General features: G+C 62.7%; 16 protein-coding genes and 1 tRNA gene. 2 read left to right on the top strand and 15 right to left on the bottom strand.

The features are described 5' to 3' along the window. Window positions 1-3: 3 nt before the first annotated feature. The 15 genes from nuoH to OKW37_RS09490 form a co-directional block, all read right to left on the bottom strand. The gene (gene nuoH, locus OKW37_RS09560) at window positions 4-1068 is read right to left on the bottom strand and encodes an NADH-quinone oxidoreductase subunit NuoH (RefSeq protein WP_184059318.1); all 1065 of its coding nucleotides are present in this window, start codon (window positions 1066-1068) and stop codon (window positions 4-6) included. Then, window positions 1069-3402: an NADH-quinone oxidoreductase subunit NuoG gene (gene nuoG, locus OKW37_RS09555; RefSeq protein WP_429406814.1), complete on the bottom strand. Its 2334-nt coding sequence runs from the start codon at window positions 3400-3402 to the stop codon at window positions 1069-1071. Window positions 3403-3530: 128 nt separating this feature from the next. Then, window positions 3531-4859, bottom strand: coding sequence for an NADH-quinone oxidoreductase subunit NuoF (gene nuoF, locus OKW37_RS09550; protein ID WP_090803768.1), 1329 nt, complete (start codon window positions 4857-4859; stop codon window positions 3531-3533). After that, window positions 4856-5341 (bottom strand): NADH-quinone oxidoreductase subunit NuoE, encoded by a 486-nt coding sequence (gene nuoE / locus OKW37_RS09545; RefSeq protein ID WP_184059322.1) that lies wholly within the window; start codon window positions 5339-5341, stop codon window positions 4856-4858. The genes nuoF and nuoE overlap by 4 nt, the downstream gene beginning before the upstream one ends. Window positions 5342-5474: 133 nt before the next feature. Continuing rightward, entirely contained in the window at window positions 5475-6728 is a 1254-nt protein-coding gene (locus OKW37_RS09540; protein WP_184059324.1) for an NADH-quinone oxidoreductase subunit D, read from the bottom strand. 9 nt (window positions 6729-6737) lie between these two features. Continuing rightward, the gene (locus OKW37_RS09535) at window positions 6738-7340 is read right to left on the bottom strand and encodes an NADH-quinone oxidoreductase subunit C (RefSeq protein ID WP_090803764.1); all 603 of its coding nucleotides are present in this window, start codon (window positions 7338-7340) and stop codon (window positions 6738-6740) included. Between the two features lie 20 nt (window positions 7341-7360). After that, the gene (locus OKW37_RS09530; RefSeq protein WP_006052903.1) at window positions 7361-7840 is read right to left on the bottom strand and encodes a NuoB/complex I 20 kDa subunit family protein; all 480 of its coding nucleotides are present in this window, start codon (window positions 7838-7840) and stop codon (window positions 7361-7363) included. 62 nt (window positions 7841-7902) lie between these two features. After that, window positions 7903-8262, bottom strand: coding sequence for an NADH-quinone oxidoreductase subunit A (locus tag OKW37_RS09525; RefSeq protein WP_184059326.1), 360 nt, complete (start codon window positions 8260-8262; stop codon window positions 7903-7905). Window positions 8263-8420: 158 nt separating this feature from the next. Next, window positions 8421-8505: transfer RNA gene (locus OKW37_RS09520), tRNA-Leu, on the bottom strand. A 112-nt stretch (window positions 8506-8617) separates the two neighbouring features. Continuing rightward, a complete protein-coding gene (secG, locus tag OKW37_RS09515; protein ID WP_184059328.1) occupies window positions 8618-8995 on the bottom strand; it encodes a preprotein translocase subunit SecG in 378 nt (125 codons plus the stop codon). A gap of 82 nt (window positions 8996-9077) precedes the next feature. Then, the gene (gene tpiA / locus OKW37_RS09510; RefSeq protein ID WP_184059330.1) at window positions 9078-9854 is read right to left on the bottom strand and encodes a triose-phosphate isomerase; all 777 of its coding nucleotides are present in this window, start codon (window positions 9852-9854) and stop codon (window positions 9078-9080) included. A gap of 129 nt (window positions 9855-9983) precedes the next feature. Further along, complete coding sequence (locus OKW37_RS09505) at window positions 9984-11036, bottom strand: NAD(P)H-quinone oxidoreductase (protein WP_429406818.1); 1053 nt, start codon at window positions 11034-11036, stop codon at window positions 9984-9986. Between the two features lie 150 nt (window positions 11037-11186). Further along, window positions 11187-13322, bottom strand: coding sequence for a polyribonucleotide nucleotidyltransferase (gene pnp, locus OKW37_RS09500; RefSeq protein ID WP_429356883.1), 2136 nt, complete (start codon window positions 13320-13322; stop codon window positions 11187-11189). A 345-nt stretch (window positions 13323-13667) separates the two neighbouring features. Next, window positions 13668-13940 (bottom strand): 30S ribosomal protein S15, encoded by a 273-nt coding sequence (gene rpsO / locus OKW37_RS09495; protein ID WP_008920609.1) that lies wholly within the window; start codon window positions 13938-13940, stop codon window positions 13668-13670. 204 nt (window positions 13941-14144) lie between these two features. After that, window positions 14145-15569 carry a branched-chain amino acid ABC transporter substrate-binding protein gene (locus tag OKW37_RS09490; protein WP_429406820.1) on the bottom strand — a complete coding sequence of 475 codons (1425 nt, stop codon included), beginning with the start codon at window positions 15567-15569 and terminating at the stop codon, window positions 14145-14147. 187 nt (window positions 15570-15756) lie between these two features. On the opposite strand from OKW37_RS09490, the gene OKW37_RS09485 reads away from it, so the two are divergent. Both OKW37_RS09485 and OKW37_RS09480 read left to right on the top strand, forming a co-directional pair. Next, a complete protein-coding gene (locus OKW37_RS09485; RefSeq protein ID WP_184059334.1) occupies window positions 15757-16308 on the top strand; it encodes a hypothetical protein in 552 nt (183 codons plus the stop codon). 226 nt (window positions 16309-16534) lie between these two features. Beyond that, entirely contained in the window at window positions 16535-17170 is a 636-nt protein-coding gene (locus tag OKW37_RS09480; protein WP_018420005.1) for a carbonic anhydrase, read from the top strand. The last annotated feature ends 15 nt before the right edge of the window (window positions 17171-17185 follow it).

The following is a 17185-nucleotide window of genomic DNA, read 5'->3' as shown; positions in this document are numbered from 1 at the left end:
CCTTTATTTCCAGATGTTCAACGGCGACATGATCCAGAAGCCGACCACCACGAGCCACACCACGCAGACCGGAATGAAAATCTTCCAGCCGAGACGCATGATCTGGTCATAGCGGTAGCGCGGGAACGTGGCACGCGCCCAGATGAACACCGACAACAGGAAGAAAACCTTGGCGACGAGCCAGACGATGCCCGGGATGAACGACAGGAACCCGAACGGGGCGCTCCAGCCGCCGAGGAACAGTGTTGCAGCCAATGCCGAGATCACGATCATGTTGATGTACTCGGCGAGGAAGAACAGCGCGAACGCCATACCCGAGTAATCGATCATGTGGCCCGCGACGATTTCCGATTCGCCTTCCACCACGTCGAACGGGTGACGGTTCGTTTCCGCGATGCCCGAGATGAAGTAGACGACGAACATCGGCAGGAGCGGCAGCCAGTTCCACGACAGGAAGTTCAGGCCGTGCGAGGCGAAGAAGCCCTGTTCCTGCGAGCCGACGATGCCCGACAGGTTCAGCGTGCCGGCCGTCATCAGCACGACCACCAGCGCGAAGCCCATCGAGATTTCGTACGAGACCATCTGCGCGGCGGCGCGCATCGCGCCGAGGAACGCGTACTTCGAGTTCGACGCCCAGCCGGCCAGAATCACGCCATACACGCCGATCGACGAGATCGCCATCGCGTATAGCAGACCCGCGTTGATGTCACCGAGCACCGCGCCCGCCTGGAAAGGAATCACCGCCCAGACCGCGAAGGCCGGCACCACCACCATGATCGGCGCGATCACGTAGATCCAGCGGCTTGCTTGAGCGGGCTGGATCACTTCCTTGAGCAGCAGTTTCAGCACGTCGGCGATCGGCTGCAAGAGCCCGGCGGGACCGACGCGGTTCGGACCGAGACGCACATGCATCCAGCCGATCAGCTTGCGCTCCCACAGGATCAGGTAAGCGACGCACAGCAGGATCGCGACGGCCACCACCAGGATGCGCACGAGCGCCCACACCGTGGGCCATGCCACACCGAGAAGTTGGGCGCCGCCCGAGTTGATCGTATCGAACAAGCTCATTTACGCCTTCTCCACCACCAGTTCACCGAACAGGCTGCCCAGCGCTGCACCGGCAGGCGTAGCCGCCGATACGCGGACGACCGTCTCCGCAAGATTCGCATCGCGCACGGCCGGCAACTGCACCGCTTGCTCGCCCTGACGAACGCGCACCGCGTCGCCCTCTTTCAAACCCAGTTTGTCGAACAGCGCAGCCGGCAGGCCGACCGAATTCGCCGTACGGGCCGCCGCGGTCAGATGCAGCGACTCCGCGCGACGCACGAGCGCATCGGCATGATAGATCGGCACGTTCGCGAGACGTTCGAACTTGCCTTCCGCCGCCTTCGCGGCCTGGCCGCGCGTCACCGCGACGCTGGTGCGGTTCGATAGACGCGACTTCAGCTCGCCGTCGCCGAGCGCGGCCGCACGCACTTCTTCGACCGTGTCGTATTCGAAGCCCGGCGCGCCGAGCAGGCTGCCCAGCACACGCAACACCTTCCAGGCCGGACGCGTGTCGCCGAGCGGACGCACGACGCCGTTGAACGCCTGCACCGTGCCTTCAGCGTTGACGAACGTACCGCCCGTTTCGGTGAACGGCGCGATCGGCAGCAGCACGTCGGCATAGTCGGCGCCGGTCTGGAACGGCGACATCACGACGACCATCTCGGCCTGCTTCAGCGCGGCAAGCGCCTGCGCCGGGTTGGCGGTATCGAATTCCGGCTCGAGATTCAGCAGCAGATAGCCCTTGCGCGGCTGCTCGAACACTTCACGCGCGCTCAGGCCGCCTTCGCCCGGCAGCGCATTCACGAGGTGCGCCCCGACCGTGTTGGCCGCTTCGGTAAGGAAACCGAGCGTTGCGCCGGTTACTTCGGCAATCCATTGCGCCGCGGCGTGGATCGCCGCGAAGTCCGGATGACGAACCGCTTCGTTACCGAGCAGCACGACGCGATGCTCGCCGGTGGTCAGCGATTTCGCGATCTGCTTGTGCGCGTCCGTCGGCTGTGTGCCGGCGAATGCTTCCGGCAATGCGACGCCCTTCGCTTCGCCCACCGCACCGGCGATGCCTGCCAACACCTCGAGCCATGCCGACGGCGCCGCGACCACGCGTTGCGCCTGAGGGATCATCGCGTCGTCGTTGGTGGCCTGGAGCAGCGTAAGTGCCGAACCGCCTCGTGCGACCTGGCGCAAACGCGCGGCGAACAGCGGATGGTCACGGCGCAGATCCGAACCGATCACGAGCGCCGCATCGACGTTCGACAGATCGGCGATCGTGCTGCCGAGCCACGGCGCGCCGGTAACGGGCGCCGAGAAATCAGACTGACGCAGACGGAAGTCGACGTTCGGCGTGCCGACCGCTTGAGCGATCTGCTTCAACAGGAACAGTTCCTCGACGGTGCTGTGCGCGCTCGACAGTGCGGCAAGCGCGTTCGCGCCGTGGTCACTCTTGATGCCCTTCAGACCCTTGACCACGTATTCGAGCGCGGTCTGCCAGTCGGTTTCGACCCACTGGCCGCCTTGCTTGAGCATCGGTTTGGTCAGACGCTCGGGGCTGTTCAGGCCTTCGTACGAGAAGCGGTCCTTGTCCGAGATCCAGCACTCGTTGATCGCCTCGTTTTCGAACGGCAGAACGCGCATCACGCGATTGTTCTTCACCTGCACGATGAGGTTCGCACCGACGGAATCGTGCGGGCTCACCGACTTGCGGCGTGACAGCTCCCACGTACGGGCGCTGTAGCGGAACGGCTTGCTCGTGAGCGCGCCGACCGGGCACAGGTCGATCATGTTGCCCGACAGTTCGGAGTCGACCGTCTTGCCGACGAACGATGTGATTTCCGCATGCTCGCCGCGGCCCAGCATGCCGAGTTCCATCACCCCGGCGATTTCCTGGCCGAAGCGAACGCAACGCGTGCAGTGAATGCAGCGCGACATCTCTTCCATCGAGATCAGCGGACCCACGTTCTTGTGGAACACCACGCGCTTTTCTTCGCTATAGCGTGACGACGACTTGCCGTAACCAACGGCCAGATCCTGCAACTGGCATTCGCCACCCTGATCGCAGATCGGGCAGTCGAGCGGATGGTTGATCAGCAGGAATTCCATCACGGCTTGCTGGCCCTTCACCGCCTTGTCCGACCTGGTGCGCACGATCATGCCGGCCGACACCGGCGTCGCGCACGCGGGCACGGCCTTCGGCATCTTCTCGACATCGACCAGACACATCCGGCAATTGGCCGCAATCGACAGCTTCTTGTGATAGCAGAAGTGAGGAATGTAGGTGTCGACCTTATGCGCAGCCTGGATCACCATGCTGCCTTCAGGCACCTCGACTTTCTTGCCGTCTATTTCCAGTTCAACCATGATGGTCAATCTTCCTTAACCTGTTACCGCTCAATCGTTCGCGTGTTCATCGCCCGCTTCGGGCGATGAATCCTGCGGTTGAGGTGTTCGTCTGGTAGTTATCCGTCAGCCAAACCTGTCGGCCCGACTCAGGCAGCCACGGTTTCGGGCGCCGCCGCCATGCCGGCATGACCGCCGACGAGGCAATGCTTGTGGGCGACGTGATATTCGAATTCGTCCCAGTAGTGCTTGAGCATGCCCCGAACCGGCATCGCGGCCGCGTCGCCGAGCGCGCAGATCGTGCGGCCCATGATGTTTTCCGCGACGGAGTTCAGCAGATCCAGATCTTCCTGGCGGCCGAGACCATGCTCGATACGATGCACGACGCGATACAGCCAGCCCGTGCCTTCACGGCAAGGCGTGCATTGACCGCACGACTCTTCGTAATAGAAGTACGACAGGCGCAGCAGCGAGCGCACCATGCAGCGCGTCTCGTCCATCACGATCACTGCGCCCGAGCCGAGCATCGAGCCGGCCTTCGCGATCGAGTCGTAATCCATGTCGGTCTGCATCATCATCTCGCCCGGAATCACCGGCGCCGACGAACCACCAGGAATCACAGCCTTGATCTTCTTGCCGCCGCGCATGCCGCCGGCGAGTTCCATCAGCGTCGCGAACGGCGTGCCGAGCGGAATTTCGTAATTGCCCGGACGCTCGACGTCGCCCGACACCGAGAAAATCTTCGTGCCGCCGTTGTTCGGCTTGCCGATTTCAAGGTAATTCTGCGGGCCGATGGCGAGCAGGAACGGCACCGCCGCGAACGTTTCGGTGTTGTTGATCGTGGTCGGCTTGCCGTACACGCCAAAGCTCGCCGGGAACGGCGGCTTGAAGCGCGGCTGCCCCTTCTTGCCCTCGATCGATTCGAGCAGCGCGGTTTCTTCGCCACAGATGTACGCGCCGTAACCGTGATGCGCATGCAGCTCAAACGAAAAGCCAGAGCCCATGATGTTGTCGCCGAGGAACCCGGCGCGGCGAGCTTCTTCCAACGCTTCTTCGAAGCGCTTATAGACTTCCCAGATTTCGCCGTGAATATAGTTGTAGCCGACCGTGATGCCCATCGCGTACGCGCCGATCGCCATACCTTCGATCAGCGAATGCGGATTGAAGCGCAGAATGTCGCGGTCCTTGAACGTACCCGGCTCGCCCTCGTCCGAATTACAGACGAGGTACTTCTGGCCCGGGAACTGACGCGGCATGAAGCTCCACTTCAGACCGGTCGGGAAGCCCGCGCCGCCGCGGCCGCGCAGACCCGACGCCTTGACGTCGGCGATCACCTGCTCGGGCGCGATCTTTTCTTCCAGGATACGGCGCAGCTGGGCGTAACCGCCGCGCGCCACGTAATCTTCGAGATGCCAGTTGTCGCCGTTCAGGCCGGCGAGAATCAGCGGTTTGATGTGACGATCGTGTAAAGACGTCATTTCGAAAGTTCCTCGAGCAGCTGGTCGATCTTCTCGCGGCTCATGAAGCTGCACATGCGTTGGTTGTTCACCAGCATCACGGGCGCGTCGCCGCACGAACCCATGCACTCACCCTCTTTCAGCGTGAATTTGCCATCGTGCGTGGTTTCGCCGAAGTCGATGCCGAGCTTCTGCTTCAGGTATTCAGCGGCGCTTTCGGAACCGCCGTCCGGGCCGAGCTGGCACGGCAGGTTCGTACAGAGCGTGATCTTGAACTTGCCGACCGGCGAGGTCTCATACATCGTGTAGAAGGTCGCTACCTCCTGCACGGCGATTGCCGGCATGCCGAGATAATCCGCGACGAACTGCATGAGTTCGGGCGACAGCCAGCCATGCTCCGTTTGAGCAATGGCCAACGCCGACATCACGGCGGACTGTTTCTGATCCGCGGGGTACTTTGCGACCGCACGATCGATTTCTTTCAGGCCTTCAGCTGAGATCATTTTCAGACACGACTCTTTCAATTCCTACCGAACGAAAACCTGTCGCTCACGTCAAACTGCGACAGACCCGGCGTTCCTTTGCTTGACCCGCGCGGCGGTGCGACGACCGCAGACGCGCGTCGATGAATACGTCCTAGCGATCCACTTCGCCGAACACGATGTCCTGCGTGCCGATGATCGTCACGGCGTCGGCGATCATGTGGCCGCGCGCCATTTCGTCGAGCGCGGACAGGTGCGCATAGCCCGGGGCGCGGATCTTCAAACGATACGGCTTGTTGGCGCCGTCCGAGATCAGATAGATGCCGAACTCGCCCTTCGGATGTTCGACTGCGGCATACGCCTCGCCTTCGGGCACATGGAAGCCTTCGGTGAACAGCTTGAAGTGGTGGATCAGATCTTCCATGTTCGACTTCATGCCGACGCGCGACGGCGGCGCAACCTTGTGATTGTCCGTCATTACCGGGCCCGGATTTTTGCGCAGCCACTCAATGCACTGTTTCGCGATACGCGTGGACTGGCGCATTTCTTCGACGCGCACCAGATAGCGGTCATAGCAGTCGCCATTCACGCCGACCGGAATGTCGAAGTCGAGCTTGTCATAAACCTCATACGGCTGCTTCTTGCGCAGATCCCACTCGATCCCCGAGCCACGCAGCATCGCGCCGGTCATGCCGAGCTGCAGCGCGCGCTCCGGGCTGACCACGCCGATACCAACCAGACGCTGCTTCCAGATCCGGTTGTCGGTGAGCAGCGTTTCGTATTCGTCGACACACTTCGGGAAGCGCATAAAGAAGTCGTCGATGAAGTCGAGCAGCGAACCCTGACGGTTTTCGTTCATCTTCGACAACGCCTTCGCATTGCGAATCTTCGACGCCTTGTATTGCGGCATTGCGTCAGGCAGATCGCGATAGACGCCGCCCGGGCGATAGTAGGCCGCGTGCATGCGCGCGCCCGACACCGCCTCGTACACGTCCATCAGGTCTTCGCGCTCGCGGAACGCATACAGGAACACCGCCATCGCACCGACGTCGAGCGCGTGCGAGCCAATCCACATCAGGTGATTCAACACGCGCGTGACTTCGTCGAACAGCACACGAATGTATTGCGCGCGCAGCGGCACGTCGATGCCGAGCAGCTTTTCAATGGCGAGCACGTAGCCGTGCTCGTTGGCCATCATCGACACGTAGTCGAGACGGTCCATGTACGGCACCGACTGGATGAACGTCTTGCTTTCGGCGAGCTTTTCAGTCGCGCGATGCAGCAGACCGATGTGCGGATCGGCGCGTTGGATCACTTCGCCGTCGAGTTCGAGCACGAGACGCAACACACCGTGCGCTGCCGGGTGCTGCGGACCAAAGTTGAGCGTGTAGTTCTTGATCTCTGCCATGACGTTCTCTTAGTGTTTCAGACCGCCATAGCGATCCTCGCGGATCACGCGCGGCGTGATTTCCCGCGGCTCGATCGTCACCGGCTGATAAACGACGCGCTTCTCTTCCGGGTCGTAACGCATCTCGACGTAGCCGGAGACCGGGAAATCCTTGCGGAACGGATGACCGATGAAACCGTAGTCGGTCAGAATGCGGCGCAGGTCCGGGTGGCCTTCGAAGACGATGCCGTACAGGTCGAACGCTTCGCGCTCGTACCAGTTGACCGAATTCCAGATATCGACGACGGACGGCAGGATCGGCATGTCGTCGTCCGGCGCGAACACGCGCAGCCGCAGACGCCAGTTGTTTTGTACCGACAGCAGATGCAGCACTGCCGCAAAACGCGGGCCGTCGTAAGCGCCTTCGGCATAGGTCTGATAATCGACGCCGCACAGGTCGACACACTGCTCGAAACCGAGCGAGCGATCGTCGCGCAGACGCTTTGCCACGTTGAGGTAGTCGCCGGCCTTGACGACGATCGTCAATTCACCGACCGACTCGGTCACGCTCAACAGGAGGCCGCCAAAGGCCGCCTCGAGGTTCGCTTTCAGGGTCTCGAGTTTGCTTGCCATATTGTGGGGAGGCGTTGGCCTTATTGACGGGCGATGGTGTTAGTGCGGCGAATCTTGGCTTGCAGCTGGATCACGCCGTATACCAGCGCTTCCGCCGTGGGCGGACAACCCGGCACGTACACATCGACCGGGACGATCCGGTCGCAGCCGCGCACCACCGAGTATGAGTAGTGATAATAGCCACCGCCGTTCGCGCATGAGCCCATCGAGATCACCCACCGCGGCTCCGCCATCTGGTCGTAAACCTTGCGCAGAGCGGGCGCCATCTTGTTGCACAGCGTGCCGGCGACGATCATCACGTCCGACTGACGCGGACTCGGACGAAACACCACGCCGAAACGGTCGAGATCATAACGGGCAGCGCCCGCATGCATCATCTCGACCGCGCAGCACGCAAGACCGAACGTCATCGGCCACAGCGAGCCGGTGCGCGTCCAGTTGATCAGTTTGTCCGCCGTAGTGGTGACAAACCCTTCCTTCAAGACCCCTTCGATACTCATTTGCTTTCCACTCCAGACGGGGCGGCAAGCCTGGCCACCCACGCAAACCGGCGATTAATCCATCATTCCCAGTCGAGGCCGCCCTTCTTCCAGATGTAGGCAAAGCCAAGCAGGAACTCGAGCAGGAAAATCATCATTGCCGTGAACCCAGTCCAGCCGATGTCACGCAACGCCACGCCCCACGGGAACAGGAATGCGGTCTCAAGGTCGAAAATGATGAAGAGAATGGCGACGAGGTAGTAGCGCACGTCGAATTTCATGCGCGCATCTTCGAATGCTTCGAAGCCGCACTCGTACGGTGCGTTTTTCTCGGTGTCGGGCTTGTTGGGACCGAGGAGCTTGCCAATACTGACCAGTGCTACGCCTAAACCGGTGCCCACAATAAGGAACAGCAAAACGGGGAAATAGGCTGCGAGGTTCAAGACAATCCTCAATCGGTTGGTTCTGAGTGCCGTCAGGAGCATAGCACCCCTGACGCGAAATCACTTCCTCAACGCGCATGACGTAAGCTGTACAGCGATACGCCAGAAGTGAAAATGCCAGCCGAAGCGAAGCAAACGGCTGGCATTTAGATAACATTTGGTGCCGACGGCGAGACTCGAACTCGCACAGCTTTCGCCACTACCCCCTCAAGATAGCGTGTCTACCAATTTCACCACGTCGGCACTATATGCAATCCGGGAAAACAACTTGCAAAACCCGCGAATCGCTTCAAGACTTGAATTGTAACTTGCTTAAGCAGATTGTTCAACGCACAAGACCACGTCCGCCGAAAATTTATTTCGGCACGCCCGTCGCCGGAACCGACGCAGGCGAAGCCGGCGCTGCCGCCACCGGGGCCGAGCCCGCAGCCGGCGCCGAAGCCGCGACCGGCGCAGTAGCTGCCGCGCCCAGCACGCCTGCCGACGGCTTCACGTGATACGCACCAAGGTAAGTGAGTGCCAGTGTCGTGGCAAAGAACAGCGCTGCGAGCACTGCCGTGGTACGCGACAGGAAGTTCGCCGAACCCGTCGCACCGAACAGGCTACCCGACGCGCCGCTGCCGAAAGCCGCGCCCATATCGGCACCTTTGCCGTGCTGCAGCAACACAAGTCCGATGACCCCGAACGCCGACAACAACTGAACGACGATAATCAATGTTTTCAAATACAGCATCACACTCACCTGAGTCTTTATTTAACCGCGCCGCACACTGTGTGTTGCGCGAAATGGAGTCATCCTCGCCGAGACGCCCAGCTTAACCAGCTACGCTGGTCGCAGCGGCCGCCTTGCAGATCGCCAGGAAATCCTGATCTTTCAACGACGCGCCGCCGATCAGGCCGCCGTCGATATCGAGCTGACGGAACAGTTCTTCCGCGTTGTCCGGCTTAACGCTGCCGCCGTATAGCAACGGCACGTCCGCCGCACCCTTGGCCGCGAGACGTGCGCGCAGGAACCCATGCACGGCCTGCGCCTGTGCCGCCGATGCGCTCTTGCCGGTGCCAATTGCCCACACCGGCTCATACGCGACGACGAGGCGAGCCGCTTCCTGAGCCGACAGCTTCGCGAGCACCTCGTCGAGCTGACCGCCGACGACCTGCTCGGTGCAATCCGCTTCGCGTTCTTCGAGCGTTTCGCCGACGCACACGATCGGCGTCAAACCCGCCTCGAGCACACGCTGCGCTTTCACCGCGACCAGTTCGGCGCTTTCGCGGTGATACGCGCGGCGCTCCGAGTGCCCGACGATTGCAAACGTGGCGCCGAAGTCCGTCACCATCGGCGCAGCCACTTCGCCGGTATAGGCGCCATGCGTGAACGCGGACACGTCCTGCACGCCCCACACGACCGGGCTGCCTTCGAGCAGCGACTGAGTCTGCCCGAGATAGAGGCTCGGCACGCACACACCGACGCGCACGTCGGCCGGCAATTCACTGGCGCCCTGTGCCACTGCCTGCAGCAACGCGGCGTTCGCGGCGAGCCGCCCATGCATCTTCCAGTTACCGACTACCAGTTTGGCTCGTTGTTGATTCGACATCGTCTCGTATTGTCCTGTCTTGCCAGTCCGGCCTGCTGCCGGCGGACTTCGCTCGCGCCTCGCTGCAGTTCGTTCCTGCGCTCGCGGCCCGCCCGTCGGATTGATCCGGCGCGCGCAAAACGCGCAATTTTACTGCGTGGGGTGGATCGGGTCAAACCGATGACGTCCAGCCTCCTGACCCCACGTCAACACGATCTTGCCGACGTGCGTGCCGCTTTCCATCAGCGCATGCGCGTCGGCAGCCTGGGCGGCCGGAAACACGCGATGCACGACCGGCTTGATGCGCCCAGCTTCGAGATGCGGCCACACGCGCTCCTTCAGTTGCGCGGCGATCTGCGCCTTGAACTCGATCGGCCGTGGTCGCAGTGTGGAACCGGTAACCGTCAGACGGCGGCGCAACACTTCGTTCAGGTTCAGCTCCGCCTTCGCGCCGCCGAGCAGCGCAATTAGTACGACACGGCCACCGTCGGCGAGAGCCGACAATTCGCGCGGCACGTAGCTGCCTGCCACCATGTCGAGGATCACGTCGACGCCACGATCGTTGGTCAGCGACTTGATGACTTCGACGAAATCTTCAGTCCTGTAGTTGATCGCGCGTTCGGCGCCGAGCGCTTCGCACGCGCGGCACTTTTCGTCCGAGCCCGCGGTCGCGAACACACGGAAGCCGAGCGCGTGCGCAATCTGGATCGCCGTCACGCCGATGCCGCTCGAACCACCCTGCACGAGCAGCGTTTCATTCGCACCGCCCTCGCCCTGGCCGAGCTGCGCGCGATTGAAGACGTTGCTCCACACCGTGAAAAAAGTCTCGGGCAGCGAAGCCGCTTCGATATCCGACAACCCCGTCGGCACCGGCAGGCATTGCAGCAGCGGCGCGGCCGCATATTCCGCGTAGCCGCCGCCCGCGAGCAGCGCGCACACGCGATCGCCGATCTTCAGACCGAACGGGTTGTTCTTCGCGTCGATCGTGCCGCCGACGATCTCGCCCGCCACCTCCAGCCCCGGCAGATCCGACGCTCCCGGCGGCGGCGCATAGCCGCCCTTGCGCTGAAACACGTCCGGACGATTGATGCCGGATGCCGCCACCTTGATCAGCACCTCGCCAGCCTTGAGCTGCGGCGTCGGACGCTCCGCCAGCTTGAGGACTTCCGGCGCACCGAATTCAGTGATTTCGATCGCTTTCATCTGCGTCAACTCCAAGATTGGATTGCGTTACCTACCCGTTGCTGCCGTCTGCCGTAGCGCACCGCTGCGATTCGAATGCGCAACGCAATCCATCCTGCATGAAAAACGGCCGGCGCGCATGACACGGCCGGCCGTTTGTCCGCTACCGCCTTACTGCGGCGTCGGCTCGCCTTGCGGCGCGTCGTTCAGCAATGCCTTCGCCGACAGACGCACACGACCCTTCTCGTCCGTCTGGATGACCTTGACCTTCACCTGCTGGCCATCCTTCAGATAGTCGTTGATGTCCTTGATGCGCTCGTTCGCGATCTCGGAGATATGCAGCAGACCATCCTTACCCGGCAGGATGTTCACGATCGCGCCGAAGTCGAGCAGCTTGAGCACGGTGCCTTCGTACACCTGGCCCACTTCGACTTCCATCGTGATCGCTTCGATACGACGCTTCGCTTCGGCCATGCCTTCGCTGTTCGTGCTCGCGATCGTGACGACGCCGTCATCCGAAATGTCGATCGTCGTGCCGGTTTCTTCGGTGAGCGCGCGGATCACCGAGCCGCCCTTGCCGATCACGTCGCGAATCTTTTCCGGGTTGATCTTGATCGTGATCATGCGCGGTGCGAACTCCGACAGTTGGGTGTTCGCGCCGGCCACGGCCGAGGTCATCTTGCCGAGGATGTGCATGCGGCCTTCCTTCGCCTGCGCGAGCGCGACCTGCATGATTTCCTTCGTGATGCCCTGAATCTTGATGTCCATCTGCAGCGCGGTCACGCCTTGTTCCGTACCCGCGACCTTGAAGTCCATGTCGCCGAGGTGATCTTCGTCGCCGAGAATGTCGGTCAGCACCGCGAAGCGATTACCTTCGAGGATCAGGCCCATCGCGATACCGGCGACGTGCGCCTTCATCGGCACGCCGGCGTCCATCAGCGCGAGGCAACCGCCGCACACCGAAGCCATCGACGACGATCCGTTCGACTCGGTGATTTCCGACACGACGCGGATCGAGTAGCCGAACTCGTCGGCGCTCGGCAGGCACGCGACGAGCGCGCGCTTGGCGAGACGGCCGTGACCGATTTCACGGCGCTTCGGCGAACCGACGCGGCCCGTTTCGCCCGTCGCGAACGGAGGCATGTTGTAGTGGAGCATGAAGCGTTCGCGGTACTCGCCTTCGAGCGCGTCGATGTTTTGCTCGTCGCCCTTCGTGCCGAGCGTCGCGACCACCATCGCCTGCGTCTCGCCGCGCGTGAACAGCGCCGAGCCGTGGGTACGCGGCAGCACGCCGGTGCGGATTTCGATCGGGCGCACGGTGCGCGTGTCGCGGCCGTCGATACGCGGCTCGCCGTTCAGGATTTGCGTACGGACGATCTTCGCTTCGATGTCGAACAGCACGTTGCCGACCGACGCCTTGTCGGCCGCCACGGTGCCCGCTGCCGCAGCTTCTTCCTCGAGCTTCGCCGAGGTCGCCGCGTAGACTTCCTTCAGCTTGGTCGAGCGAGCCTGCTTGTCGCGGATCTGGTACGCGGCGAGCAGTTCGGCTTGCGCAAATTCGGTCACGCGTGCGATCAGCGCTTCGTTCTTCGCGGCCGGCTGCCAGTCCCACTCGGGCTTGCCGCCTTCGCGGACCAGTTCGTGGATCGCGTCGATCGCGGTCTGCATCTGTTCATGACCGAACACGACGGCGCCGAGCATCACTTCTTCGCTCAATTGCTGCGCTTCCGATTCGACCATCAGCACCGCGCGTTCCGTGCCGGCGACGACGAGGTCGAGTGCCGATTCCTTCATCTGCGGACGCGTCGGGTTCAGCACGTATTCGTTGTTGATGTAGGCCACGCGCGCCGCGCCGACCGGGCCGTTGAACGGCAGACCGGACACCGCGAGCGCCGCCGAGGCGCCGATCAGCGCAGGGATGTCGGCGGGGATTTCCGGATTCAGCGACAGCACGTGAATCACGACCTGCACTTCGTTGTAGAAGCCTTCCGGGAAGAGCGGACGCAGCGGACGGTCGATCAGGCGCGAGATCAGCGTCTCGCCTTCCGACGGACGGCCTTCGCGACGGAAGAAGCCACCCGGGATCTTGCCGGCGGCGTAAGTCTTTTCGATGTAATCGACGGTGAGGGGGAAGAAGTCCTGGCCCGGCTTCGCGGTCTTCGCGCCGACCACGGTGGCGAGCACCACGGTATCTTCGACGTCGACGATCACCGCGCCGCCCGCCTGGCGAGCGATTTCACCGGTTTCGAGGCGAACGTTGTGCTGCCCCCACTTAAACTCTTTGACGATCTTATTGAACATAGTCATTGCTTTTCCTCATCGTAATGCCGCGCGGACCGGAGCGGCGCGGCAACGCCAAGCCGGCGCCGCATGGGAAGAGTCGTGCTATGCCATTCCAGAGAGCCACGTGCTGCGACTGCGCGCGAACCGCTGGAATGACACAAAACTCCCCCCTGAAGCCCGGCCTTGTTTCCTGTTACTGCTTCTTCTACTGCTGTTCTGCTACTGCTACTGCGCTTGCCCGTAGACGCCGCGCGAACCGGCATACGCCGCGGATCACAGGCGGTGCGCGTTACACGAAGCGCGCCGCGCAAAAACAAAATGCCTGTATCAGCGAAACTGACACAGGCATCTTGCTGAACGACTGGCCGATTACTTACGCAGACCCAGCTTCTCGATCAGGCTGCGGTAACGATCCGCGTCCTTACCCTTCAGGTAGTCGAGCAACTTGCGACGGCGGCTCACCATGCGCAGCAGACCGCGGCGGCTGTGGTGATCCTTCGTGTGCTCCTTGAAGTGGGAGGTCAGTTCGTTGATACGGGTCGTGAGCAACGCGACCTGAACTTCGGGGGAGCCGGTGTCGTTGGCTGCGCGTGCGAATTGCGCGACGACTTCGGACTTCTTGCTTGCTTCAACTGCGGACATGTCAATTTCCTTGATAACTGGACAGGCGGTCACGGAAGAAAGGCCGTGCCGTGGGATACCCGTTTCACAATTTACTGAGTCCCGTTCGTGGCTGAATTAACTGAATCAGAACCCAGCCCAACAACGGGACGCGTATTGTAGCACAGCCGATTCCGGCCGCGAACCCCGGGCCAGCAAGGCGGATTGAGTGTCGCTCGCGGGCGCTCAGGGGCGCCGCATCCGGCAGACCGTCGGCAATAGGGTGCGTTCGGCTGGTATCGCCAGCACCGTGCGAAAGCCATAGCCCGACCCTTCGTTATCGAAATGCACGCCGGGTGTGCCGGCTTTGTCCATCTGCATCACGTAGAGGGGCTGGATCAGCTGATGGTCATCGGCGCGCATCCACGATGCGTGAATACCGTTGTCGAAGCGGATGCCCTCGAGCGCTTTCGCGACCGCCGTCGGAGCGGCGCTGCCGGCGCGGCTCATCGCGGCGGCGAGCGTTTCGATCATCAGTGGCATGCGCAGCACCGGATAGTCGTCCCGGGCGGCCGGAAAGCGCGCGCGGAACGCCGCGTACCACGCGTCGGAGGCCGCGCCACCGACATTCGGATGCCACTCGGCCACCGCGATCACGTGACCCACGCCTGCGTCGCCAAGCGCGGCCGGCGCGCCGAGGCTGTTGCCGTAGAACGTGTAGAACTTCGTGTCGAGGCCCTGCTCGCGCGCCGCCTTCACGAGCAGCGTCAGGTCGTTGCCCCAGTTGCCGGTGATCACGGCGTCCGCGCCGCTCGCGCGGATCTTCGCGATGTACGGCGCGAAATCCTTCACGCGGCCGATCGGGTGAAATTCGTCGCCGACCACCGCGATGTCGGGACGCTTCGCCGCGAGCGTCGAACGCGCGAGGCTGCTCACGTCGTGTCCGAAGCTGTAATCCTGGTTCAGCAGGTACACCTTTTTCACCGCCTTGTCGCGCTCGATCACCTCGGCGAGCGCGGCCATCCGCATGCCGGCGTGCGCGTCGAAGCGGAAGTGCCAGAAGCTGCAGTCCGCGTTGGTGAGCGCGGGGTCGTCGGCGGAGTAGTTGAGGAACAGTTCGCGGTTGTCCGGCTCGCGGCTGTTCTGCTTCTCGATCGCGCCGATCAGCGCCGCGGCGACCGCCGAGCTATTGCCCTGCAGGATGTAGCCGATATGGCGATCCGCGGCCGCGCGCAATTGCGTCAGCGCTTCCTCCGTGCTGCCCTTGCTGTCGAGCACGACGAGTTCGAACGGATGCGCGCCGTCCGCGAGTTCCACGCCGCCGTGCGCGTTGACCTGCTCGACACCGAAACGCAGATTGCGCTCGACCGCCGCGCCCGCGTTCGCGAACGGGCCGGACATGCCTTCGATCAGCGCGAGCTGGATTGGCGTGCCGGTGAGTTTGCCGGCCGGCAGGCTGGCGGACTTGCTTGCGTGATTACCGGCCGGGCTTGCCGCCAGCGTGGCCGCGCGGCTCCCCGGCTTGCCGGCGGGCGGAACGGTCCCCTGCGCGGACGCCTGACTCGCGCCCGTCGAGGCCGGATTCGCCGCCTCAGCCACGCCAACTCCCGCCACTGCCATCGAAATCGCCGTCAGCGCAACCGCCGCCGCCCCTCGCCACATCGCCGTCATGGTCGTCCGCTCTGAATCTTCGAAGCGCGGATCATAGGATGACGCGCACGGAATAGGCAAGCCGGCGCATCCGTTACCGTTTGGTGGCGACGTACGTTCAAGCAACGCCGTTCTTTCGCCACAGCGCGTGTCAAAATGGTGCGTTTCGATGATAAGAACCGCTATTCAAACGCCATCGGAGGAATACATGCCGAACCGCCACCACCCCACGGCGGCTGCTATCACAGCCCCGGCCGGCGCCAGTCTGCGCCGCGCCGCGCTCGTTTGCCTGAGCGTGCTCGCGCTCGCCGGCTGCGCCCAGCCGTGGCAGCAGTATCAACAGGGAGCGGACGCATCGACGGTCATCGCGCGTCTCGGTCCGCCGCGCGAAACCTATGATCTGCCCGACGGCGGCAAGCGTCTGATGTGGCCGACCCAACCGATGGGCGAAACCACCACCGCCGCCGACATCAACGCAGCCGGCAAGATCATCAACATGCGCCAGGTGCTGCAGCCCAACGAGTTCTACCGCGCCGAGATCGGCAAATGGACACGCGGCGACGTGCTGGTGAACTTCGGCCGCCCGGTCGAAACGTCGTACTTCCCGCTGATGAGGCGCGAAGTCTGGACCTATCGCTATCTCGAAGACAACGTCTGGTACATGATGTACAACTTCTACTTCGATGACCAGGGCATCTTGCGCCTCACGCAGAAGACCCCCGACCCGCTACACGACCCCGACCGCCGCAACCTGTTCTGAGCACTGAGCACCCTGTTCGGAAGAAGCACCAAATCTCAAAAAAGCCGCCTTCGATAGGCGGCTTTTTTATTGTTTAAGCATAAAACAGAATTTTATCCTGTTTACGCCAACAATTTTGCGAAAGAAAGGTTATTGTAAACGCCGTTCGGGCGCCGGCTCGCAATCACGTGCAGACGCGGTTTCGGTCCGGTGCCAGGTCAATTGCCTCTCATACGGAGTTGCTACGATGAACCGACCCAAACACCTGCTGGTCGCCAACGTTGCGTGGGCTCATGAAACCGCGACGCGTAATCCGGCATTTTTTCGCGACCTGATGCGCGGACAGAATCCACACATTCTTTGGATCGGCTGCGCGGACAGCCGCGTGCCCGCCGAAACGATCACGCATTGCGAGCCCGGCGATCTGTTCGTCCATCGCAACATCGCCAACCTGTTTCATCCCGGCGACGATAACGTCGCGAGCGTCCTTGAATACGCGGTGCGGGTGCTCAAGGTCGGTCATGTGATCGTCTGCGGCCACTATGGCTGCGGCGGCGTGCGCGCCGCGCTGCTGCCGCCGGACCCCGCGCTGCCCCATGTGAACCGCCGTATCGCGCCGCTCTGCGCACTCGCCAAAACACATCACTCGGAGCTGGACGGCGCGGCGACCGAGCCGGATCGCGTCAATCGCCTCGCCGAGCTGAACGTGCTCGAACAGGTGCGGCAGCTACGGGCGAGCCCGATCGTGCACGAGGCTGAGCCGGCGCCGCTCGTGCACGGCTGGATCTTTGCGCTCGACGACGGGCGCATCAAGGTTCTCACCTCCGGCTATACCGCCGACGACGCGATGACCTGCACGACCGCGGCGCACAGCGCGGCCTAGCGAAGCGCGTCGCCC

The organism is Paraburkholderia sp. MM5482-R2 (assembly GCF_050436125.1).
GTDB classification, from domain to species: Bacteria; Pseudomonadota; Gammaproteobacteria; order Burkholderiales; family Burkholderiaceae; genus Paraburkholderia; species Paraburkholderia tuberum.
The sequence above is the reverse complement of the archived record's forward strand: the minus strand, read 5'-3'. Positions and strand labels throughout refer to the sequence as shown.